General features: G+C 43.5%; 17 protein-coding genes and 2 tRNA genes. 11 read left to right on the top strand and 8 right to left on the bottom strand.

What is annotated here, in order from left to right; all coding sequences use genetic code 11:
• The first annotated feature begins 88 nt into the window (after positions 1-88).
• Complete coding sequence (fabD, locus tag HYN49_RS01680) at positions 89-964, top strand: ACP S-malonyltransferase (protein ID WP_108904909.1); 876 nt, start codon at positions 89-91, stop codon at positions 962-964.
• 52 nt (positions 965-1016) lie between these two features.
• Here fabD and galE read toward each other — a convergent pair whose 3' ends face one another.
• Genes galE through HYN49_RS01695 form a run of 3 tightly spaced genes read right to left on the bottom strand, consistent with a single transcriptional unit; the run spans position 1017 to position 3605 of the window.
• Positions 1017-2039, bottom strand: a complete 1023-nt coding sequence (gene galE / locus HYN49_RS01685; RefSeq protein WP_108902502.1) for a UDP-glucose 4-epimerase GalE — start codon at positions 2037-2039, stop codon at positions 1017-1019.
• Positions 2040-2044: 5 nt separating this feature from the next.
• The gene (locus HYN49_RS01690) at positions 2045-2470 is read right to left on the bottom strand and encodes a hypothetical protein (RefSeq protein ID WP_108902503.1); all 426 of its coding nucleotides are present in this window, start codon (positions 2468-2470) and stop codon (positions 2045-2047) included.
• A gap of 4 nt (positions 2471-2474) precedes the next feature.
• Positions 2475-3605 carry a DegT/DnrJ/EryC1/StrS family aminotransferase gene (locus tag HYN49_RS01695; protein ID WP_108902504.1) on the bottom strand — a complete coding sequence of 377 codons (1131 nt, stop codon included), beginning with the start codon at positions 3603-3605 and terminating at the stop codon, positions 2475-2477.
• Positions 3606-3706: 101 nt separating this feature from the next.
• Here HYN49_RS01695 and HYN49_RS01700 point away from each other — a divergent pair, with 101 nt between their 5' ends.
• The 4 genes from HYN49_RS01700 (at position 3707) to HYN49_RS01715 (ending at position 7945) form a co-directional block, all read left to right on the top strand.
• The gene (locus HYN49_RS01700; protein WP_108902505.1) at positions 3707-4942 is read left to right on the top strand and encodes a 3-deoxy-D-manno-octulosonic acid transferase; all 1236 of its coding nucleotides are present in this window, start codon (positions 3707-3709) and stop codon (positions 4940-4942) included.
• Positions 4935-5381: a GNAT family N-acetyltransferase gene (locus HYN49_RS01705; protein WP_108902506.1), complete on the top strand. Its 447-nt coding sequence runs from the start codon at positions 4935-4937 to the stop codon at positions 5379-5381. Before HYN49_RS01700 ends, HYN49_RS01705 begins: the two co-directional genes overlap by 8 nt.
• Before the next feature lie 18 nt (positions 5382-5399).
• Positions 5400-7541, top strand: coding sequence for a S46 family peptidase (locus HYN49_RS01710; RefSeq protein WP_108902507.1), 2142 nt, complete (start codon positions 5400-5402; stop codon positions 7539-7541).
• A gap of 194 nt (positions 7542-7735) precedes the next feature.
• Positions 7736-7945 (top strand): hypothetical protein, encoded by a 210-nt coding sequence (locus HYN49_RS01715; RefSeq protein ID WP_108902508.1) that lies wholly within the window; start codon positions 7736-7738, stop codon positions 7943-7945.
• A gap of 130 nt (positions 7946-8075) precedes the next feature.
• On the opposite strand, the gene HYN49_RS01720 is transcribed toward HYN49_RS01715, so the two are convergent.
• Positions 8076-8405 (bottom strand): DUF1508 domain-containing protein, encoded by a 330-nt coding sequence (locus tag HYN49_RS01720; protein WP_317045860.1) that lies wholly within the window; start codon positions 8403-8405, stop codon positions 8076-8078.
• A gap of 246 nt (positions 8406-8651) precedes the next feature.
• Here HYN49_RS01720 and HYN49_RS01725 point away from each other — a divergent pair, with 246 nt between their 5' ends.
• Positions 8652-9686 (top strand): acyltransferase family protein, encoded by a 1035-nt coding sequence (locus tag HYN49_RS01725; RefSeq protein WP_181368990.1) that lies wholly within the window; start codon positions 8652-8654, stop codon positions 9684-9686.
• A gap of 47 nt (positions 9687-9733) precedes the next feature.
• On the opposite strand, the gene HYN49_RS01730 is transcribed toward HYN49_RS01725, so the two are convergent.
• The 3 genes from HYN49_RS01730 to mutS all read right to left on the bottom strand — a co-directional run bounded on the left by HYN49_RS01730 (position 9734) and on the right by mutS (position 12645).
• Positions 9734-9819: transfer RNA gene (locus tag HYN49_RS01730), tRNA-Leu, on the bottom strand.
• An 8-nt stretch (positions 9820-9827) separates the two neighbouring features.
• Positions 9828-9900: transfer RNA gene (locus HYN49_RS01735), tRNA-Gly, on the bottom strand.
• A 138-nt stretch (positions 9901-10038) separates the two neighbouring features.
• Positions 10039-12645, bottom strand: coding sequence for a DNA mismatch repair protein MutS (gene mutS / locus HYN49_RS01740; RefSeq protein ID WP_108902511.1), 2607 nt, complete (start codon positions 12643-12645; stop codon positions 10039-10041).
• A 160-nt stretch (positions 12646-12805) separates the two neighbouring features.
• Here mutS and HYN49_RS01745 point away from each other — a divergent pair, with 160 nt between their 5' ends.
• From HYN49_RS01745 to HYN49_RS01755, 3 genes are read left to right on the top strand one after another with little or no spacing between them, the layout of a single operon-like run.
• Positions 12806-13312 (top strand): DUF1573 domain-containing protein, encoded by a 507-nt coding sequence (locus HYN49_RS01745; RefSeq protein WP_108902512.1) that lies wholly within the window; start codon positions 12806-12808, stop codon positions 13310-13312.
• A 59-nt stretch (positions 13313-13371) separates the two neighbouring features.
• Entirely contained in the window at positions 13372-13902 is a 531-nt protein-coding gene (locus HYN49_RS01750; RefSeq protein ID WP_108904910.1) for an RNA methyltransferase, read from the top strand.
• A 42-nt stretch (positions 13903-13944) separates the two neighbouring features.
• The gene (locus HYN49_RS01755; RefSeq protein ID WP_108902513.1) at positions 13945-16017 is read left to right on the top strand and encodes an Ig-like domain-containing protein; all 2073 of its coding nucleotides are present in this window, start codon (positions 13945-13947) and stop codon (positions 16015-16017) included.
• Here the strand turns inward: HYN49_RS01755 and folK are convergent.
• Positions 16010-17143, bottom strand: a complete 1134-nt coding sequence (gene folK / locus HYN49_RS01760) for a 2-amino-4-hydroxy-6-hydroxymethyldihydropteridine diphosphokinase (RefSeq protein ID WP_108902514.1) — start codon at positions 17141-17143, stop codon at positions 16010-16012. The two genes, HYN49_RS01755 and folK, sit on opposite strands and share 8 nt — an antisense overlap.
• A 202-nt stretch (positions 17144-17345) precedes the next feature.
• On the opposite strand from folK, the gene sppA reads away from it, so the two are divergent.
• Positions 17346-19109, top strand: a complete 1764-nt coding sequence (gene sppA / locus HYN49_RS01765; RefSeq protein WP_108902515.1) for a signal peptide peptidase SppA — start codon at positions 17346-17348, stop codon at positions 19107-19109.
• A gap of 115 nt (positions 19110-19224) precedes the next feature.
• A complete protein-coding gene (locus HYN49_RS01770) occupies positions 19225-21825 on the top strand; it encodes an AsmA-like C-terminal region-containing protein (protein ID WP_108902516.1) in 2601 nt (866 codons plus the stop codon).
• The last annotated feature ends 22 nt before the right edge of the window (positions 21826-21847 follow it).

Here is a 21847-nt window from a genome sequence, read left to right on the forward strand (position 1 = left end):
GTTGTGGCTCGAATCCGGATCCGTCCGGATTTTTGCTTTTCAGGATAATTCAAAAAAAATGTACCTTTGCTGCTCTAAACAAAACAATATGAAAGCATACGTATTTCCAGGACAGGGTGCGCAATTCACCGGAATGGGTAAAGATTTATATGAAACTTCAAACCTGGCCAAAACCTTGTTTGAGAAAGCAAACGACATCCTCGGTTTCCGCATCACGGACATCATGTTTGAAGGCACTGCGGAAGCATTGAAAGAAACTAAGGTTACACAGCCTGCGGTATTCTTGCACTCGGTGATATTGGCAAAAACCTTAGGAAATGACTTCAAACCGGATATGGTGGCAGGGCATTCCCTCGGTGAATTTTCTGCGTTGGTGGCCAATGGTGCCTTATCATTCGAAGATGCATTGAAACTGGTTTCACAACGAGCGATGGCGATGCAGAAAGCGTGCGAAATTACCCCTTCTACCATGGCTGCAGTTTTAGGCTTGGACGATAAAACCGTAGAAGATGTTTGTGCCTCTGTCGATGGCGTAGTGGTGGCTGCGAATTATAACTGCCCGGGCCAGCTCGTGATTTCCGGTGAAACCACAGCGGTTGAAAAAGCCTGCGAAGCGATGAAGGCTGCAGGTGCAAAAAGGGCGCTGATATTGCCTGTAGGCGGGGCTTTCCATTCCCCTATGATGGAACCGGCAAGGGAAGAACTGGCTGCTGCTATTGAAAGTACTTCTTTCTCTACACCGATTTGCCCGGTGTACCAAAACGTAACTGCTTCGGCAGTTTCTGATCCGGCGGAAATCAAGAAAAACCTGATTATCCAATTGACGGCTCCCGTGAGATGGACACAATCAGTACAGCAGATGATTAAGGATGGTGCTACTTCATTTACTGAAATCGGGCCAGGAAAAGTATTGACAGGATTGGTTAGTAAGATTGACCGTGAAGTCGCTACTGAAAATATTTGATTTAATTAATAAATAAAAAATCCCGACAGCTTGTTGCCGGGATTTTTTTATATCAATTTTCAATTGCCCTTATTTTCCTTTCCCAGCGCCACGCGTCGCGCATCGCGTCTTCAAGTGAAAATCCGGTTTTCCAGCCAAGCACATCGTTGGCTTTTTGCGTATCGGCATAAGCTTCAATCACATCGCCGGGTCTTTTATCTACTAATTTATAAGGTAATTTTTTGCCGCTTACTTTTTCAAAAGCATGTATCACTTCGAGCACAGTACTTCCCGTTCCGGTGCCGAGGTTGAAGGTTTCCACTTTTTCAGCATGCTGGTTATTGATGAGCCTTTCCAATGCGATAACATGTGCTTTGGCCAAATCGACCACATGGATGTAGTCGCGGACACAGGTACCGTCAGAAGTAGGATAATCTGACCCATAAACCGACAGTTCCTTCCTTAATCCCGCGGCAGTCTGGGTAATGAATGGCACTAAATTCTGCGGCACACCTAACGGCAACTCTCCTATTTCTGCAGATGGGTGTGCCCCGACCGGATTAAAATACCGCAATAAAATCGCCTTAATGTGGCTGATATTCGCCACATCGCGTATGATTTCTTCTCCTATTTGCTTGGTGTTCCCATACGGTGACATTGCAGGTTGTACGGCGGCATCTTCGGTAATCGGCATGGAAACTGCCTGTCCGTAAACGGTGCATGAAGAGCTGAAAATAAAACTCGCTTCCGGCATTTGCTGCAATTGCTGTAGCAAATACACCAAAGTACCGATATTGTTTTCGTAATACAGTAATGGATTTTCAACGCTTTCACCAACTGCTTTTGACGCAGCAAAATGAATGACACCTTTCAGGTCATGGTGTTTTTTAAAAAATGAGACAACCGCTTCTTTTTCGCGAAGATCGATTTTTTCGAAGATCGGTTTTATTCCTGTAATGGCTTTGATACCGTCAAGAACACCTTCGGAGGCGTTTGAAAGATTGTCGATAACGATCACTTCAAATCCCTTGGCAATAAGTTCCACAACAGTATGCGACCCAATGAATCCAAGGCCTCCGGTCACGGCTATTTTCATGTTTTCTACTTTTTTGGTGCCAGCGTAAAGTCAAATAAATGGGCACCTTTGTTATCCCGATAATTATATTTCAATCCAAATTGATTGTCCCGGATGATCTTCATTTGCGGGCTGGTATCGAAATTCTGCTGTGTTTTCGCCTTGATTTCAGCAACAACAGGACTCATATCCTGCGGAAGGCTGTCCTTCGACTTCAATATGGTATAATAATAATTAGCGATTTTACCGGATAAGGCGACGCTGTCAAGACGCGTCATATCATCAATCTTCATCGGGCATTTTTTGTTGACACTTTCAATCTCGGCTTTGGCCCGTGCCATAACCGAATTGCCGGACATCAGTTTTGTAGTCACAAAAAAAGCCAGTCCAAATGCTATTATGAAAGTGATGACATTGAACAGTATTTTATTATTTTTCTTTTTTGGCTCCATCAGATTAATTTAAAAATTCCAGGATGCTATCCGTAATAAATTTGATCTGCTCATCATCCAACTCGGTATGCATCGGCAAGGAAATCACTTCTTTTACCAAACGGTTCGTGATCGGGAAATCTTCTTCCTTATACCTTGGATCCAGATACGCTTTTTGCGCATGCAGGGGAATCGGGTAATAAATTGCACACGGGATCCCTTTATCCAAAAGGTGCTGCATGAGTCCGTCACGGTCGGCACCGACGATCCTTAAAGTGTATTGATGGAACACGTGGCTGTCCTTTTCACCAGCTATAAACGGCGTAATGATGTTTTTATGATTGGCTAATGCTGACGAATATTTCGAAGCTGCAAGCTGGCGGGCTTCGTTGTAATTGTCCAGGTGCGGCAATTTTGCATTCAACACACCGGCCTGGATACTGTCCAGACGGGAATTTACACCCACCACATCATGATGGTAACGTACATACATGCCGTGGTTTACAATACCGCGAAGTGTGTGTGCCAATGCATCATCATTAGTGAAAATCGCACCGCCGTCACCATAGCAGCCCAGGTTTTTAGATGGAAAAAATGAGGTTGAAGCCACATGCCCGATAATCCCGGCTTTCTTCTTTGAACCATCAGCCGATTTATAATTCGCTCCAATCGCCTGCGCGTTGTCTTCAATTACGTATAAGTTGTGCTTTTTCGCCAATGCCATAATTGCATCCATATTTGCGGCCTGCCCGAAAAGGTGTACCGGAACGATCGCTTTGGTCTTCGGCGTAATTGCTTTTTCGATGGCAGCAATCGAAATATTGAACGTATCTTCTTCCACATCCACCAACACCGGGGTGAGTTGCAAAAGCGCAATCACTTCCACTGTCGCAGCAAACGTAAAATCGGCCGTAATCACTTCATCCCCTGGCTTTAAATCAAATCCCATCATAGCGATCTGGAGCGCATCAGTTCCGTTCGCGCACGGAATAACGTGCTTTGCACCAAGGTATTCCTCGAGATTTTTCTGGAAAGTATGGACCAGCGGCCCGTTGATGTAAGTATTGGTGTCAAGCACTTCCTGAATGGAAGCATTTACGGTTTCCTTGATACGTTCGTATTGCCCTTTCAGGTCAACCATCTGGATTTTTTTCATCGGATTTTGGTATTAAAAACAGGCAAAAATAAGAATTTAATGGGTGGCAACCAATGAAATTAATTTTATCTGCCGTATTTTAGCCCGACAAATTTCCTGCGATGATTTTCCTTTACAACCTTATCGTCCTGACGGCTTCGCAACTGGTAAAAGTCGCAGCAATGTTCAGTCCGAAGATGAAACTTTTCGTGGAAGGAAGGAAAGAGGTAACACAGAAAATCCTTGCAAAAATAAACCCGTCAGACCGCACAATCTGGTTCCACACCGCATCCTTAGGCGAATTCGAGCAGGGACTTCCCGTGATGGAAGCCATCAAACAGAAATACCCAAACCATAAAATCGTCGTGACTTTCTTTTCTCCTTCAGGCTATGAAGTCAGGAAAAACAACACTGTCGCCGACGTAACGGTCTATCTGCCTTTGGACACTCCGGCAAAAGTGAAATCCTTTCTGAAAGCCGCGCATCCGGATATGGTTTTCTTTGTAAAATATGAGTTTTGGCCGAATTATCTCAGGCAGCTGAAACAACAAAATATCCCAACATATCTGATTTCAGGAATCTTTCGGGAAAATCAGGTTTTCTTTAAGTGGTATGGTGGTTTTTACAGAAAAGCGCTGCGTACTTTCGAACAGTTCTTTGTGCAGAATGAAAAATCGAAAAATCTGTTGCAAAGCATCGGTTTCCAAAATGTAAAAATCAGTGGTGATACGCGTTTCGACCGTGTTTCGAAAATTTTGGAACGCGACAATTCCCTCGATTTCATTGAAGATTTCATCGATGGAAAAATGACTTTGGTTGCCGGAAGCTCGTGGCCTAAGGATGAAAGCCAATACCGGGACTTCGTCAACGACCCTTCTTTTGACGTAAAATACATCATTGCGCCACACACGATCAAGCCCGAACAAATGCAGGAATTGAAAAACAGCTTTACCAAAAAACCCGTTTTATTTTCTGAAAAGGAAGGCAAAAACCTGGCCGATTACGACATTTTCATCATCGACACCATCGGTTTGCTGACGAAAATTTACAGTTATGCCGACATCGCTTATGTAGGCGGAGGCTTTGGTACTGCGGGTCTTCACAATATCCTGGAACCGGCGACTTTTGGCATCCCGATCGTGATTGGCCCGAATTATGCGAAATTTTCAGAAGCCGTGGCGCTGGTCGGTTTGGGCGGATGCCTTTCGGTGAAAACCAAAAATGAACTGGAGGAAACATTGGCGCTTTTGATCCAAAACCAGGATGAAAGGCTTGAGAAAGGGCATGTCTGCAGCACTTTTGTGCAGATGAATAAGAATGCGACGGACATCATCATGAAAAACATTCAAAATGTGTGAATTCATTTCCATAACCGAAAATGACATTCCTGTCATCCTTTCCATGATGGAAAATTTTTACGCCATCGATGGTTATCCGATTGACATTGAAAAATCAAATAGACTGTTCGAAACCTTTATCGCCGATGAAAACCTGGGCAAAGCATGGCTGATTTATTCTGACGGAGAAGTCGCTGGTTACGTCATCCTCACTACGATTTTCAGTTTCGAATACGGCGGAAAAATCGCTTTTATCGACGAGTTATATATTAAGGAAGAATTCCGCGGCAAGGGAATCGGGAAAGCCAGTGTAACTTTCCTGAAGGAAGCAGCGACTAAACTGGGGCTGAAGTTGTTGTACCTTGAAGTCGAGCACCACAATTCGAATGCGCAGGAGTTGTACCTCAAATCCGGATTTTCGCTGCACAACCGGCGGCTGATGCAATATAAAATCAAATAATTCACTAAACACACCTTTATGAGATTCTTAAAACTGATATTTTTATTTGTCGTTATCCAGGCCAAAGCGCAGCAGGGAGGCATGTGGATTCCATCACTATTGGAGGGCATGAATGAAAAGGAAATGAAAAACCTGGGCATGAAAATGTCGGCAGCCGATATTTATGATGTCAACCATTCGAGCCTGAAAGATGCCGTGCCGCAGTTTGATGGCGGCTGCACCTCGGAAGTGATTTCCCCGAAAGGATTGCTGCTGACGAACCATCATTGCGGATTCGATGCGATACAGTCACATTCTTCCGTAGCACACGATTATCTCACCGATGGTTTCTGGGCCTATAAAATGGAAGATGAATTGCCGAATGAAGGCATGGTGGTGATGTTCATCGTAAAAATCGAAGACGTCACGAAACAGATTTTAACGGGCACCGAAAATTTGGCAGAAGCCGACAAACAAAAGAAAATCCAGGAAAACATTACTGCCCTTTCCAATACGTTCCCGAAGGAGCGCTGGCAGGAAAACAAGATTCGTACGTTTTATGAAGGCAATCAATACCTGCTTTTCGTAACGGAGACTTTCAAAGACATCCGGTTGGTTGGGGCACCGCCGTCGTCCATCGGTAAATTCGGGTCGGATACGGACAACTGGGTTTGGCCGCGTCATACCGGAGATTTCTCATTGTTCCGCATTTATGCCGATAAAGACAACCATCCGGCACCTTACTCAAAAGAAAATGTGCCGTATGTGCCGAAACATTTCCTGCCGATATCACTCGACGGTGTAAAAGACAACGACTTCAATATGGTGATGGGCTTTCCGGGAAGGACTACGGAATATTTACCGTCAGTAGCCATTGAGCAGATCGTTGACGAGCTGAATCCCGCCAAGATTGAAGTGCGCGACAAAGCGCTTAAGATTGAAGATGGATTTATGCGCAAGGACAATGCGATTAAAATCCAGTATGCCTCAAAATATGCAGGCATAGCCAATTATTGGAAGAAATGGATTGGTGAAACGCAGGGATTGAAGAAGTCAGGCGCGGTTAATGTGCGCAAACAGGACGAAAAGCGTTTCCAGCAGGAAGTCGTCAAAAAAGGGAAAACGTCCGAATATGGCAGCCTATTGTCTGATTTCGAAACCAATTACAAAGAAATTGCGCCGTATGCTTTGGCACGGGATTATTTCAATGAAGTAGCGTTGCGCAATACGGAATTGCTGAGTGTCGGGTATAAATTGTATCAATTGGAGCAGTTGCAGAAGACCAAAGGCGAACAGGCATTTACCGACAGGAAAAATACTTTGGCCAATGGCTTAGGTGATTTTTACAAGGATTACAACAAAAATGTAGACGAGAAAATATTTGAGGAACTGATCCGTATCTATGCGCTTAAAGTACCTTTCCAGTTTATACCTCCCGGACTTGCAGGTACCGACACACGAAAATTGACTGTGGAAATTTATGATACATCAGCGCTTACCAGTTATGATGCCATCAAAAAATTACTGACCGGCGATACCCAGACCGTCCTTAATAATATGAATGCGGACAAAGGTTACCAGCTGATCAAGAATATGGCCGACACTTACCTTAATAAGGTAGCTCCGAAATATGATGAAATCAACCTTCGGATTACGGCTTTGCAGCGCACGTACATCAAAGCCCTTCTGGAATTAAAAACCCGCGACCGGATGTTTCCTGATGCAAACAGCACGCTGCGTGTCACTTATGGCAAAGTGAAGGGATACAAGGCCAAAGACGCTACGATTTATGAATCGAAAACGTATCTTGACGGTGTGATGGAAAAATATATTCCGGGCGATTATGAGTTTGACGTGTCTCCAAAACTGATTGACCTTTATAGTAAAAAGGATTTTGGCCGATATGGTGAAGACGGAAAAATGCCCGTTTGTTTCATAGGGACAAGCCATACTACGGGCGGAAATTCAGGAAGTCCGGCGATTGACGCACGCGGAAACCTGATCGGGTTGAATTTCGACCGCGTTTGGGAAGGCACGATGAGCGACATTTACTACGATCCGGCAATTTGCAGGAATGTGATGACAGATATCCGTTATGTGCTGTTCATTATTGACAAATTTGCAGGGGCGCAAAACATCATTGACGAACTCAAACTGGTGCACCCGAAGAAAAAAAGATAACAAGCTGTTTTCCAAAGGCAAAGGCATAAAAAAGCAACTACAACGTTTACGCGGTAATTGTTTAAAGGGGCACTGATTTCCAAAGCATTGAAAAATTGAATTTTTTTCAAAAAAAAATTGAAAAATATTTTTACATGTCAAAAAATTTATATCTTTGCCTCGAATTAATAATTAACCTTTTATAATTAAGTAAGATGAAAAAAGTATTTTTAAGTTTAGCTGCTATCGCTGTATTGTCTGTTGTTTCTTGCAAGAAAGAAGCTGAAGGAACTGAGACTACTGTAGATTCAACTACTGTTGAAACTCCAGCTGCTGTTGAGACAACTACAACTACTACTGTTGATACAACTGTTGTTGACACTACTAAAGCTGCTGCTACTCCTGCTGCTACTCCAGCTAAGTAATTAGTATCTAAAGAAAAAATCAAAGCCTCGCATTGCGGGGCTTTTTTTATGGAATATGGTGATCGATTTCTTTACCTGAAGACATCGAGCCATTTTGCCACGGCTATTCCAGGTTCGTGAATCTTAAATCTTATCCGAAGACGATGTCGTTTTGGGTGAAATCGAGAATTTCAGCCGAAGCCGCGCTTTGATTCACTTCATCAATTCCCTTCTGCAACCTCAGCTCTGTAGAATATTTCCTGCTGGTCACTGTTAGTTCTTCATCAATAGTTAGTTTAAAGAAATATTTTCCTGCTGCTGCTTTGTGCCTGGAATAAGAGGCATCAACCAGATTTGATTTGAGCTTTTCAATCGCTTCCTCACATTCAAAGCGCAACTCATAACCCGGGCTGCTGAAAATAGTTTTGCCTTTTCGCGATGTAAATGCAAATTTATATTCCCCGTTAAATCTTTTACTCATTACAAATGCACCCATTGAAATACTCCTTTTGAATTATGACATCACCTAGTCCATTGATAAATTTCTTGAGCCAAACCATCAACAGCAAGCTCCGACAATTGACAAAAATAACAATAAAAATACCATTGCACATTTTTTTCATCACTTATCCTGAAGCATATTTTTAATTAAAATAGCGCCTCAGATCCTGTAAACTTACTTTAATTTAATATTTTTGAACACGGCACCTATCCTAATATTGACCCATTGAGAATCCCACAATTAACTTTTACAAGATTCATTGCCGCTTTGGCGATAGTCATTTATCATTATGGGCGGGAAAGTTTCTTTTTTAAAAACGAAAAAATATCTTTTATTTTTGAACAGGCTGACCTTGGTGTAAGTTATTTCTTTATCCTTTCAGGATTTGTAATGATGGTAGCTTACAATAAACTTGAACGTGTGGACTTCAAAAAGTACCTCGCCAACAGGCTAATCCGAATCTATCCCGCATATTTCCTTGCAGGTTTCCTTACCCTGGCGGCAAGCATGTTTACCTCATATCTTACCAGCAATTTCGTTTTATACAATACGATGCTACAAACCTGGTTTCCAGGAAAAGCGCTTTCAATAAATTATCCCGGATGGTCTCTTTCCATTGAGCTTTTTTTTTATGTGAGCTTTCCATTTTTGTTCAATAAGGTATACCGACAAATCAAAATAAAAAGAATCGCCGTTTTTATCCTCGGGATCTGGATTGCCACACAAATATTTGCAAATGTCATTGATGAGGACATTATGATTGGACGATTAAATTTTCAGGATCTGAAATACCATCCATTACTGCATTTCAATGAATTTCTGGCAGGAAATCTGGCGGGACTTTATTTTATGCGACAGGAGCGATTGTCAAAAAACTACTTCTACCCTATTCTCGCACTATTAATCACGCTTGTATTGACATTTAAATTCGCGCAAAAATTAGAGCTTCATCATGGATTGCTGGCCATTATTTTTGTACCCTTGATTATTTTGATGTCATTGAGCAATGACCGGCTTACCCTGCTATTCAGAAGCAAACCTTTTGAATTTTTAGGAGAAATCAGTTTCGGGATTTATATTTTTCAGGCACCTGTATGGCTTATGCTTTCCAATCTTAAACTTGAAGGGTATTTTGGGTTACATGAAAAAACAGATGGTAATTTATGCTTTTTCATAAGACTTATCATACTGATAGGGATCTCGGCGATAAGCTATGTGCTTTTTGAAAAGCCGATCAGGGAGAGATTAAGGCGTTCATAAGAAATGCCCGAATACAAAAAAACCCTTCAAAAGAAGGGGTTTTTTTGTACTCAGAGCGGGACTTGAACCCGCACGAACATTACTGTTCACTGGATTTTAAGTCCAGCGTGTCTACCAATTTCACCATCCGAGCTGGATTAGAGCGAAAAACGGGGCTCGAACCCGCGACCTCGACCTTGGCAAGGTCGCGCTCTACCAACTGAGCTATTTTCGCAATTATGTAAAAGAACCGCAACACTTCTTGTGTATTGCGAGGGCAAATTTAAAACATTAATTGAATTACACAAGGCTTTTCAGGAAAAAAATCCAACTAAAAATATAACCTATTGAAACACAAATCGTAAATCCGGAACTATTTTTTTGAAAGCATCCTGCGGATTTCATTTAGTTTCATCAAGGCCTCAACCGGCGTCAGTGTATTGATATCAAGGCCCAGGATTTCATCGCGTATTTCTTCTAAAAGCGGATCATCAAGATTGAAAATACTCAATTGCAGTTCCTCTTTAGCCGATTTAATCCCGTTCAGTGCTTCACCGGAATGGTCTTTTTCCAATTTCTTCAAAAGTTTCTGTGCCTTCAGGATGACCGTCTGCGGCATTCCGGCCATTTTCGCCACATGGATCCCAAAACTGTGCGCACTACCGCCTTTAACCAGTTTACGCACAAACAAAACCGTATCTTTTAATTCCTTTACCGATACATTATAATTCTGTATCCGGGGCAGCATATCGCTCATTTCATTCAGCTCGTGGTAATGCGTTGCAAAAAGCGTTTTCGGTTGTGAAGGATGTTCATGCAGGTATTCGGCGATGGCCCATGCAATTGAAATCCCATCATAAGTGCTGGTACCTCGTCCGATTTCATCCAATAAAACCAGGCTTCGGTCAGAAATATTATTCAGGATAGAAGCGGTTTCATTCATTTCGACCATAAAGGTTGATTCGCCCATCGAAATGTTATCAGAAGCGCCTACTCGTGTAAAAATCTTATCCACTATTCCCATTCTGACGCTATCGGCCGGAACAAAACTCCCCATCTGCGAAAGCAGGACAATCAGTGCGGTTTGCCTTAAAATAGCCGATTTTCCCGACATGTTAGGCCCGGTAATCATAATAATCTGCTGCGAATCCCGGTCAAGGAAAACATCATTGGCAATATAAGGTATTCCGATAGGCAATTGTTTTTCAATTACCGGATGCCTGCCATTGCTGATTTCCAGATCGAAAGTATCGTCGAGGACCGGGCATACATAATTGTTTTCGAGTGCCAATTGCGCAAACGAAGTCAGGCAGTCCAATTGTGCGACCAAATTCGCATTCAATTGTACCGGCTTAATATAGGTCGCAATCCAGGCCACCAAGTGCTCAAACAATTCCGTTTCCAATTTGTGGATTTTTTCCTCGGCACCTAATATTTTGGTTTCATATTCCTTAAGTTCTTCGGTAATGTAACGCTCCGCATTTACAAGCGTTTGTTTACGGATCCATTCCACGGGAACCTTATCCTTATGTGTATTTCGCACTTCAATATAATATCCGAAAACATTATTAAACGAAATCTTCAACGAAGAAATACCCGTAATTTCAGATTCCCGTTTCTCGATGCCTTCCAAAAATTCTTTTCCCGTAGTGGAAATCACCCGAAGTTCATCGAGTTCATTATTGATCCCGGAAGCGATAGCATTTCCTTTGGCAATGGCTACCGGGGCATCCGGATTCAGCGTGTGTGTTATCTTTTCGCGAAGCAAATCACAACTGTGCAGGCTGTCGCCGATGGTTTTTACGGCTTCCAGCGGACTGGCCAACGCTAAGTCCTTAATCGGCAGAATGGCATCCAAAGAATCTTTCAGATAAATCACTTCCCGCGGCGTAACTTTCCCTGTTGCTATTTTAGAAATCAGGCGCTCCAGGTCGGAAATCTGCTTGATTTGCTGCTGTATCTTTTTCAGCACATCCTGATTGTCTTTGAGATAGCTGACCACTTCATGGCGGCTTCTTATCTTATTAATATCTTTCAGCGGAAGCGCCAGCCAACGTTTCAGCAAACGGCTGCCCATAGGCGAAAGCGTACGATCGATGACATCGAGTAGCGTAACAGCATTCGGGTTATAACTGTGGTACAATTCCAGATTCCGGATGGTAAAACGGTCCATCCATACATAAGCATCTTCAGCAATGCGCTGTATTGACGTAATGTGCTGTATCCTGTCGTGTTGGGTTTCCGATAAATAATACAATATTGCACCTGCAGCGATGATGCCGTCCGGCAATTCCTCGATCCCGAAGCCTTTAAGCGAAACGGTCTTGAAATGATTGGTAAGCGTCTGCAGCGCATAATCTTCCTTGTAAACCCAATCCTCAAGGTAAAAATTATGAAAATCCTCGCCGAAGGTTTCCTTAAAATCATTCTTATTCTGCTTCGGCACAAGCACTTCGCTGGGGTTAAAATTCTGGAGCAGCTTATCTATATATTCCTCATTGCCCTGTGCTGTCAGGAATTCTCCTGTGGATACATCCAGAAAAGCAACTCCCAAACTCTTTTTACCGAAATACAAAGCAGCCAGGAAATTATTGGACTTGGAATGCAGCACTTCATCATTCATGGAAACTCCGGGAGTGACCAATTCGGTGACGCCTCTTTTGACAATGGTTTTCGTCATTTTTGGATCCTCAAGCTGGTCACAGATGGCGACGCGAAGTCCGGCCTTGACCAATTTAGGCAAATAGGTATTGAGCGAATGGTGCGGAAATCCGGCCAAAGCAGTTTCAGTTTCAGAACCGGCACCACGCTTGGTCAGGACAATACCGAGAATTTTAGAAGCGCGGATGGCATCCTCACCGAAAGTTTCATAGAAATCCCCAACACGGAACAAGAGGCAGGCATCAGGATATTTGCGCTTTATCTCATTATACTGCTTCATTAAAGGGGTTTCCTTCGGTGCTTTCTCTTTTGTCGTCAATGCTTTTGTATTTAGCGTTCTGCTGTAAAAATAGTGATGCGAATTTAACTATTGCGCTGATTTTGCGTTGTTAAAATTTAAATTTAATTTAAGAAAAATTGTTTAGGCTATGTAATTTTAATTTATACATTTGTTTCGCTAATTTAATTTTTAAAAAAAGATGAAAAAAAATCTGATATTATTTTCTGCAATGGCTCTATTTGCAGTGAATGGTGCTTTCGCGCAGGAAACTGCAAAAAAAGCGGTTAAGAAAACAACAACAACTACCAAAACAGAAATGAAAAAGGTAGTGGCCCCTATGACAGCTGCAACACCAGCTGTTGATGGCGCAGGGATGACTTTCGAGTCTGAGACAATCGACTACGGAACTGTAAAGCACAATGCTGACGGAAAACGTGAATTCGTTTTCGTAAACACTGGAAACAAACCTTTGACAATCACTAACTGTGCAGGTTCATGCGGTTGTACCGTTCCATCATGGCCAAAAGAACCAATCGCTCCGGGTGCAAAAGCAGTTATCGGTGTGAAATATGCTACTGACAGGGTTGGTCCATTCACGAAAACAGTAACTGTAACATCTAATGCTTCTGAAACTCCGAAAGTATTGACCATCAAAGGAACTGTTCTTGCTGATCCAACTCCGGCAGAAACGCCTACAAAAAGCTAATTACTTTTTAAACAAAAAATCTAAGCTTCCCTTAATCCGGAAGCTTTTTTTATAATATGATGCGAAAACTTGAGAACAGCGAATTAGACCGCAAATCCATAGCCGATTTTAAGGAAGCTGAAAAAACCCCGATCATTATCATCCTGGATGACATACGGAGCCTTCACAATATTGGCTCGGTATTTCGTTCCGCCGATGCATTCCTTGTTGAAAAAATTTACCTCTGCGGGATTACTGCCTGCCCTCCGAATAAGGAAATCCACAAAACCGCTTTAGGCGCAACGGAAACTGTAGACTGGGAATATAAGGCATCCGTAACAGAATTGATTGCCGGACTTCAGGTACAAAGCATCAAAGTCTTTGCCGTAGAGCAGGTAGAGGGTGCTGTGATGCTCAACAAATTCAGTTTTAAAACCCATCAAAAACTTGCATTGGTCTTCGGAAACGAAGTGTATGGCGTGAGCCAGGAAGCCATCTCCTTATGCGATGGAAGCATTGAAATCCCACAACTTGGCACTAAACATTCCCTGAATATTGCCGTCAGCGCCGGGATTGTCATCTGGGACCTGTTCCAGAAAATGAAAATTTAACTGTATCTTCGGCTTCCAAAAAAAAAACTGCGAATCCAATACATGAATCCGAATCAAGCCTACACCTACATTTTTACCTTTTTATTATTAATTGTCTCGGCTAAGATGGCTGCACAAAACCAGCCCCCAACGCTCGCTGCAACCGGAAACCAGGTGTATTGCCCGGGAACGCAACTTAATATCGTAACCAATATGAGCATCAACGATCCGGATGATGTTTCGATTGATGCCATCTACATACAGATTTCTTCAGGTTATGAAACAGGCCAGGAGCAATTGGTGCTTACTGGCTCACATCCCACCATATCCAGCAGCTGGAATAGCGCAGAAGGCAAGCTTACACTGAAAAGTCCAACTTCGATTCCTGTTTTATATACCGAATTTGAAGATGCTGTTGAAGATGTTATTTACACCAGTTCACAGGCAAATCCTTCCGGCATCCGAAATTTCTCGATCAGCGTCGGACAGGCCAATTATCTTCCTTCGACCCAACATTACTATATGTATGTCCCGGCATTGGGAATAACCTGGACTGATGCAAGGGCAGCCGCCGCAGCCAGCACTTATTATGGGCTTGAAGGTTACCTTGCTACGATTACTGCTGCCGATGAAGCACAGCTTTCGGGTGAGCAGGCCCCCGGTGCAGGCTGGATCGGGGGTAGTGATGCCGACCTTGAAGGCACCTGGAAATGGATGACGGGACCTGAAGCTGGCACGGTATTCTGGACTGGCGGGGCTAATGGAACTACGACCACATTCGCTTTTTGGAACAATTCCGAACCCAACAACCTCAACAACGAAAATTACGCACACGTTACAGCTCCTGGTGTCGGGATTCCGGGCTCATGGAATGACCTTTCGAATACTGGGGGTGACAGCGGCGACTACCAGCCAAAAGGCTATATCGTTGAATATGGCGGCATGCCAGGCGATCCGGTGCTTCATATTGCAACAAGTTCAACGATTTTTATTCCAAACATTGCTTCAACAGTGCCGGCTTCCCGTTGCGGCTCGGGCAGTTTGAACCTTAGCGCGACAGGCTTCGGCGACATTAAATGGTATGACAGTGCCACCGGCGGAACATTACTTGCTACAGGAAATAATTTTACGACGCCAGCATTGACCGCTACAACTACGTATTATCTGGATCCTTACGAACCGGGATGCACAACTGCCTCCCGCACCGCAATTACAGCAACCATAAATGAAATCCCAGTCTTAAATATTCAAATACCTCCGCCTGCCTGCGAAGGAAGTGTTGCGCTGCATGCAACAGCTACCACAGGGCAGGTACGTTGGTATGATCAGGAGACCGGGGGCACATTACAACAAACCGGCGAGAATTTCATCACCCCTGTATTGACACAAGAGACTATTTATTATGTTGATGCGAAAAATAACGACTGTTTTTCCGGGCCGAGGCAAGCTGTAAATGTGAAGATCAATCCACGTCCTATAGTAAGCGATGACAGCAAGGGCATTTGCGAAGGAACCCAAACTATTCTAGACGCGGGTATTCCAAACGTTACCTATCTTTGGTCCACTGGTGCTACGACGAGAGAAATTACCGTTGATACCGCTGGCACTTATACCGTCACCGTCACCAATGTTTCCGGTTGCAGCAGCATGAAAACCATCACGGTCACGGAAAAATACGCGCCAATAATCAGTGATGTAAATATTATTGGCACTACAGCAACAATCAATACCACAAATACCGGTGCTTTTGAATATGCCGTTGACAATGGATCGTACCAGGACTCCAATGTGTTCACTTTTACCGAAGGTGGATTGCATACTGCCCATGTGCACCAGGTTGATGGCTGCGGCGATGACAAACGCGATTTCATTATCGTAATCGTACCCACTTTTTTTACGCCGAACGGAGACAGCGTCAACGATCAGTTTATCGTTCCCGGAATGGTATTGCTTCCCGGATCAAGCATGAGTGTTTTTGACCGTTACGGAAAATTGATTACCCTGCTCAATCCGCGAAATACTTCATGGGATGGTACGCACAAAGGCAAACCCTTGCCTGCCGATGATTACTGGTACGTGATGAGAATCGATAACAGCCAGCCCGAGCTCAGAGGCCATTTCAGCCTGGTCAGGTAATTTTCTTCCGGATTTCTTCAAGAATGTAAAGGTAATCCTCTTGTTTTTTTACGAAATCCCTGTCGGAAACATCGATAACGAGTATATTCAAACCGGTTTGTGACTTGATATAATCCAGATAGCCGCGGTTAATGCTGTCGAGATATTCCGCCGGGATTTCCTGCTCATAGCTGCGGCCGCGCTTTTTGATGTTCTCCAACAGCCTTGGCGTATTCTGGTATAAATAAATATACAGGTCGGGCTTCGGCATTTCCTTATAAATAATTTCGAAAAGCTTACGATACAATCTGTACTCATCATCACTGAGGGTCACTTTGGCAAAAATCAGCGACTTGAAAATATGGTAATCCGCTACAATGAAATCCTTAAATAAATCAAATTGGGCCAGGTCATCAGACAATTGCTGGTAGCGATCCGCCAAAAAAGACATTTCCAACGGAAACGCGTACCGCGGCTGGTCTTTATAAAACTTCGGCAGGAAAGGGTTGTCTGCAAAACGTTCCAATACGGTTTTCGCATTGAAATCTTCAGCAATCTTACACGCCAATGTGGTTTTGCCTGCGCCGATGTTGCCTTCAATGGCGATATAATTGAAACGATCGAGCTTCAAACCGTCAACAGCCGATGGAATATTTTGTACGGTTTTACATTGGCTTTCATCTTCGCACTCGGAAATCAGCACAGAAATGGATTTGCCCGACACCGGATGTACGAAATCAGGCTTTACATCCCTCAGTGGCAATAATACAAAAAGCCTTTGTCCCATCTGCGGATGCGGCACCTGCAATTGCTTTCTTTGGATCACATCAGCGTCAAACGAAATAATATCGAGATCGATAATGCGCGATTGGTAACCGCTTACTTTTTCCCGCTTTCGCCCCAACTGCGTCTCAATCGACAATAAAGCTTTCAATAAAGCCGGAGCCGATTTATGCGTATGGACCAGCAAAGCGCAATTGTAAAATGCCTCCCCAACGAATCCCCACGCAGGCGTTTCATACACTGAGGACACTCTGATCACCGTGGCGGCGCTCCTGTGTATCAACGCTATCGCATTTCGAAGATGCTCAAGGCGGTTGCCCTGATTGCTTCCGATGGAAATAATGGCTTGGTGCTGCAGATTCATATTCGTGCACAAATTAAGGAAATTTAGTTGGAAAGCCGAAAGTCAAAAGCCGAAAGTGGGAAAGGAAACAAAAAGTTGTTAACTTACATCGTCAAACCAAAGTGATTTAAAATAAATCTGTTCCTATGCCCGACTTTTGACTTTCGACTAATCCTGTAACAAATCCAACACAATCGTTACTAATGCAAAAAAGTAAAATCCCATGAAATTTTTATCAAACGTCCTCGCCACTATTGTAGGGCTCTTTATTTTCTGCGTACTGTCCTTTTTTTTCGTGCTGATTATAGGCATTATCGTGGGCAGCAGCAGTGCTGATGAAGTCCGCGTAAAGGACAACTCGGTCATCAATCTCGACCTCAGTACCATCAGCCATGATTATGCCGGCAAATTCTCAGACCCATGGGTCACGATGTTTTCAGAAAATGCTTCCGTTGGAGTCACTGACGTTATAAAAGCCATTACTGAAGCAAAAACAGACGACAAAATCAAAGGAATTTCGATCCTTAATAACAACGGTGCACTAGGAATGGCTCAGATAAAAGCCGTTCGCGATGCCCTGAATGATTTCAAAAAATCAGGAAAATTCATCGTTTCTTATGCAGATGCGTATTCCCAAAGGGACTATTACCTCAATTCGGTGGCCGACACCCTGTACCTGAACCCGACCGGCGACATGGAATTCAAGGGGCTATCGACAGAGTTGATGTTCTTCAAGGATTTCCAGGATAAGACCGGGATTAAGATGGAAGTCATCCGCCATGGAAAATACAAAAGTGCGGTGGAGCCATTCCTTGACAATAAAATGAGCGATGCCAATAGAGAACAACTTACTGCCTTGCTGAATTCACTTTGGAATGGTGTCGTAAATGACATCTCGAAAAGCCGGAACATCCCCGTAGACCGCCTCAATGCTATCGCTGACGGATTGCTGGCACGCACTCCGGAAATGGCAAAAACTTCGGGACTGATTGACAAGCTGGGGTACCAGGATCAATATGAAGCCGGCATCCGCAAAGCTTTAAAAGTTAAAAAAGACAAAGATTACAACAGCGTTGACATCGCCGATTATGCCAAGAAAACAAATACTATCGCGGCATTCGGTGACGGTTCGGATAAGATTGCAATCATTTATGCTCAGGGGGAGATCAAAGGCGGGGAAGGCGATGTTGATTATATCGGCGAAGGCTCGATGAGGCGCGCCCTGCAAAAAGCCCGTGAAGACAAAAATATCAAGGCTATCGTGCTGCGTATCGACAGCCCGGGCGGAAGTGCCATGACTTCAGAACTGATCTGGAGGGAAATTGAAATCACCAAAAAAACCAAGCCGGTTGTGGTGTCGATGGGTAATTATGCAGCCTCAGGTGGATATTATATTGCGTGTAATGCGAACGAAATCTTCGCCGAAGAAAGTACCATTACAGGTTCTATAGGCGTGTTCGGGATGTTGCCGAACTTTACCGGGCTTGCAGGAAAAGTGGGTATTAACACTGAAGTGGTGAGTACACACAAGAATTCCGCAGAATACAGTCCGTTCCGACCGCTCAGCGACGATATGAGAGCACAAACCCTGGAAGGGGTGGAACGCATTTACAACACCTTCGTAACCCGAGTGGCTACAGGAAGGAAAATGAGTTTTGCACAAGTGGATGCCATCGGCCAGGGCCGTGTCTGGTCTGGTGCCGAGGCAATCAAAATTGGGTTGGTGGATAAAATCGGCGGTATGGACGATGCGCTGAAAGCCGCTGCAAAACTGGCAAAACTGAAGAATTACCGTACCGAGAATTTTCCTGAATACGACAAGAAACTGGGCGACCTGCTTTCGGGCTTCCCTTTTGCCAAAACAAAAGAAAGCCTGATTAAGGAAGAGCTGGGTGTGGAAAATTACGAATTACTACAACAGGTAAAACAGGCCAACAGCCGCAAAGGTATACAGGCGCTGATGCCGTTTGAAATGGAAATCCATTAATTATAAAATAATCCGCTCACAAGGCGGATTTTTTTTATGAAAAGATTAAATCAGATATTGGATACTTATCCTATTTTTGTAAGAGAACATTCTCTCACTTTTTAAATTTCGCTCCATGCTTAAGAAAATCCTGAAGATTACCGGTATCATTTTACTGCTACTGATTGCAGCGCTGTTTGCGATCCCATACCTTTTTGAAGACCAGATCAAGGCCAAGATTGCTGAAGCGATCAACAAAAAAGTCGATGCCAAAGTCTCATTTGCAGATGCCGACCTGAGCCTGTTCCGGAATTTTCCTGAAGCCACGGTATCTGTTGAAAAACTACTGATCCTGAATAAAGCACCTTTTGAAGGCGACACGTTGGTATCTATGGGAGAACTCAGCCTGGAAATGTCAATAAAGGAATTGTTTAAAGGCAAGGACGAGCCAATGAATATTGAAGCCATTTCAACCGAAAACGGCATCGTTAATATTTTATTCAACAAAGACGGCGTGGGGAATTTCGACATCGCCTTAAGGGACGAAGCAGCGCAGGACAAGTCCAAAAGCGATCCACTTTCGCTGAAGATTAAGCAATATGAAGTGAAAAATTTACGCTTTACATATTACGACGAGCGTTCTAAAATAAAAATGATTATCGACAGCCTCGACCATAAAGGCACCGGGGATTTTACAAACGATAAGCTGGACCTGACCACGACCTCGAAAGCGAAAGTATCTTTGGATATGGATAAGGTCAATTATATGAAAAATGTTGCCTTGTCACTGGATGCTGTTTTGGGCATCGATATGGCACAAAGCAAATATACGTTCAAGAACAACAAGGCACTGATCAACAAACTGCCGTTGGAATTTGACGGGTTCCTGCGCCTGGCCGACGAAGGGCAGGAATATGACCTGACGTTCAAAACGCCTACTTCGGATTTCCAGAATTTCCTCGGATTGATTCCTTCCGCCTATTCCGGCAGCCTGGAAAATGTAAAAACAACAGGAACTTTCAGCGTAAAAGGTTTTGCAAAAGGCATGCTGACAGATACTACCGTTCCGAAATTCAACATCGAAATGGCATCAGACAATGCTTCCTTTAAATATCCAAACTTACCCAAATCAGTACAGGATATCATAATCGACATGAAGGTGATTAATGAAACCGGGCTGATGAACGACACCTACGTCAACCTTGACAAACTCGCTTTCCGCATTGACCAGGATGTATTTGATGCGCATGCGAATATCAAAAATGTCACCGTAAATCCAATGATTGATGCGGCTGTGAAAGGAACCGTGAATCTGGCAAATCTTTCAAAAGCATATCCTATTAAGCTCGAAAAACCGCTGTCGGGCATATTAAAGGCTGATGTAAAGACGAAATTCGACATGAAATCTGTGGAAACGAGCCAGTACCAAAACATCAAAAATGAAGGAACAGTGAGCCTTTCCGGTTTCCGATACACGGATGAAAAAGGAAAAGCGCTTGACATCAGCCAGGCTGTGGTGGCTTTCAACCCAAGCCGGGTGAACCTGCAGCAGTTCAATGCAAAAACGGGCAAAACCGATTTGAGCGTCAATGGTACTTTGGATAATTTCTACGGATACATGTTCAAAAACCAGGAACTGAAAGGGAATTTCAACCTGAGCTCAAACCAGTTTGCGGTATCGGACTTCATGACCACAGAAGAGGCAAATACCAAAACAACCGCGCCGGCGCAGGAAGCCATTAAGATCCCGGCGTTCCTGAACTGTACCCTTTCTGCAAAAATGAATACCGTGCTTTATGACAATCTGGTGTTGAAGGACATGACCGGAAAAGTCATCATCAAAGACCAGAAAGTCACTTTGGACAACCTGAAAACAAATGTTTTCGGCGGAATGATTGCCATGAACGGAGACATTTCTACCAAAGAAAAAGTGCCGGTTTTTAACATGAGCCTCGGCTTAAATAAAGTGGACATACAGCAGACATTCACGCAATTGGACATGATGAAGAACATTGCGCCTATTGCAGGGGTAATCAACGGGAAACTGAACTCTACAATAAAGCTTTCGGGAAAACTGGATGCGAAGGAAATGACCCCTGATTTGAAGTCACTGTCTGGGGATTTGTTCGGGCAATTCCTTTCGACAACTGTGAACGCGAGCAATTCTGAATTGCTGAATACCTTGAGCAACAATGTCAAATTCATCGACCTTAAGAAAATCAATTTCAATGATTTAAAGGCGTACCTTACGTTTAAGGATGGTAAAGTGAGCCTGAAGCCAATTGAACTGAAATATCAGGATATTAAAGTGAATCTGCAGGGGCAACATGGATTCGATCAATCGCTGACCTACAACGTGGGTTTTGATGTGCCTGCCAAATACCTGGGTGCTGAAGCCAATAAACTCCTTGCGCAACTGTCTCCGGCCGATGCTGCCAAAGTAGATAATATTCCCATCAAGGCTGCGATTACCGGAACTTTCAAAAACCCTAAAGTGACTACCGATATGAAACAGGCGGTGACGAATCTGGCATCACAATTGGTAAAACAACAAAAAGACAAGCTGATTAATCAAGGTACGAAAGCGCTCGGAAACCTGATTGGCGGCAAGAAAGACACCACAAAAACCACCCCGACAACCAAAGAGGAAGTGAAAACTGAAGTGAAAACAAAAGCCAAAGACCTCCTCAACGGCCTTTTTAATAAGAAGAAGAAAACGGAAGAGAAAAAAGAATAACAGAAAAGCCCTTTTACAGAGG

This window comes from Flavobacterium pallidum (genome assembly GCF_003097535.1).
Lineage (GTDB): Bacteria > Bacteroidota > Bacteroidia > Flavobacteriales > Flavobacteriaceae > Flavobacterium > Flavobacterium pallidum.

Excerpts from the sequence above, each read along its gene's own strand:
- folK (WP_108902514.1), bottom strand. The coding sequence starts at position 17,143 with ATGAATCTGCAGCACCAAGCCATTATTTCCATCGGAAGCAATCAGGGC.
- fabD (WP_108904909.1), top strand. The coding sequence starts at position 89 with ATGAAAGCATACGTATTTCCAGGACAGGGTGCGCAATTCACCGGAATG.
- HYN49_RS01695 (WP_108902504.1), bottom strand. The coding sequence starts at position 3,605 with ATGAAAAAAATCCAGATGGTTGACCTGAAAGGGCAATACGAACGTATC.
- HYN49_RS01750 (WP_108904910.1), top strand. The coding sequence starts at position 13,372 with ATGCGAAAACTTGAGAACAGCGAATTAGACCGCAAATCCATAGCCGAT.
- HYN49_RS01755 (WP_108902513.1), top strand. The coding sequence starts at position 13,945 with ATGAATCCGAATCAAGCCTACACCTACATTTTTACCTTTTTATTATTA.
- galE (WP_108902502.1), bottom strand. The coding sequence starts at position 2,039 with ATGAAAATAGCCGTGACCGGAGGCCTTGGATTCATTGGGTCGCATACT.
- HYN49_RS01705 (WP_108902506.1), top strand. The coding sequence starts at position 4,935 with ATGTGTGAATTCATTTCCATAACCGAAAATGACATTCCTGTCATCCTT.
- sppA (WP_108902515.1), top strand. The coding sequence starts at position 17,346 with ATGAAATTTTTATCAAACGTCCTCGCCACTATTGTAGGGCTCTTTATT.
- HYN49_RS01700 (WP_108902505.1), top strand. The coding sequence starts at position 3,707 with ATGATTTTCCTTTACAACCTTATCGTCCTGACGGCTTCGCAACTGGTA.
- HYN49_RS01770 (WP_108902516.1), top strand. The coding sequence starts at position 19,225 with ATGCTTAAGAAAATCCTGAAGATTACCGGTATCATTTTACTGCTACTG.
- HYN49_RS01720 (WP_317045860.1), bottom strand. The coding sequence starts at position 8,405 with ATGAGTAAAAGATTTAACGGGGAATATAAATTTGCATTTACATCGCGA.
- HYN49_RS01690 (WP_108902503.1), bottom strand. The coding sequence starts at position 2,470 with ATGGAGCCAAAAAAGAAAAATAATAAAATACTGTTCAATGTCATCACT.
- HYN49_RS01710 (WP_108902507.1), top strand. The coding sequence starts at position 5,400 with ATGAGATTCTTAAAACTGATATTTTTATTTGTCGTTATCCAGGCCAAA.
- HYN49_RS01715 (WP_108902508.1), top strand. The coding sequence starts at position 7,736 with ATGAAAAAAGTATTTTTAAGTTTAGCTGCTATCGCTGTATTGTCTGTT.
- HYN49_RS01745 (WP_108902512.1), top strand. The coding sequence starts at position 12,806 with ATGAAAAAAAATCTGATATTATTTTCTGCAATGGCTCTATTTGCAGTG.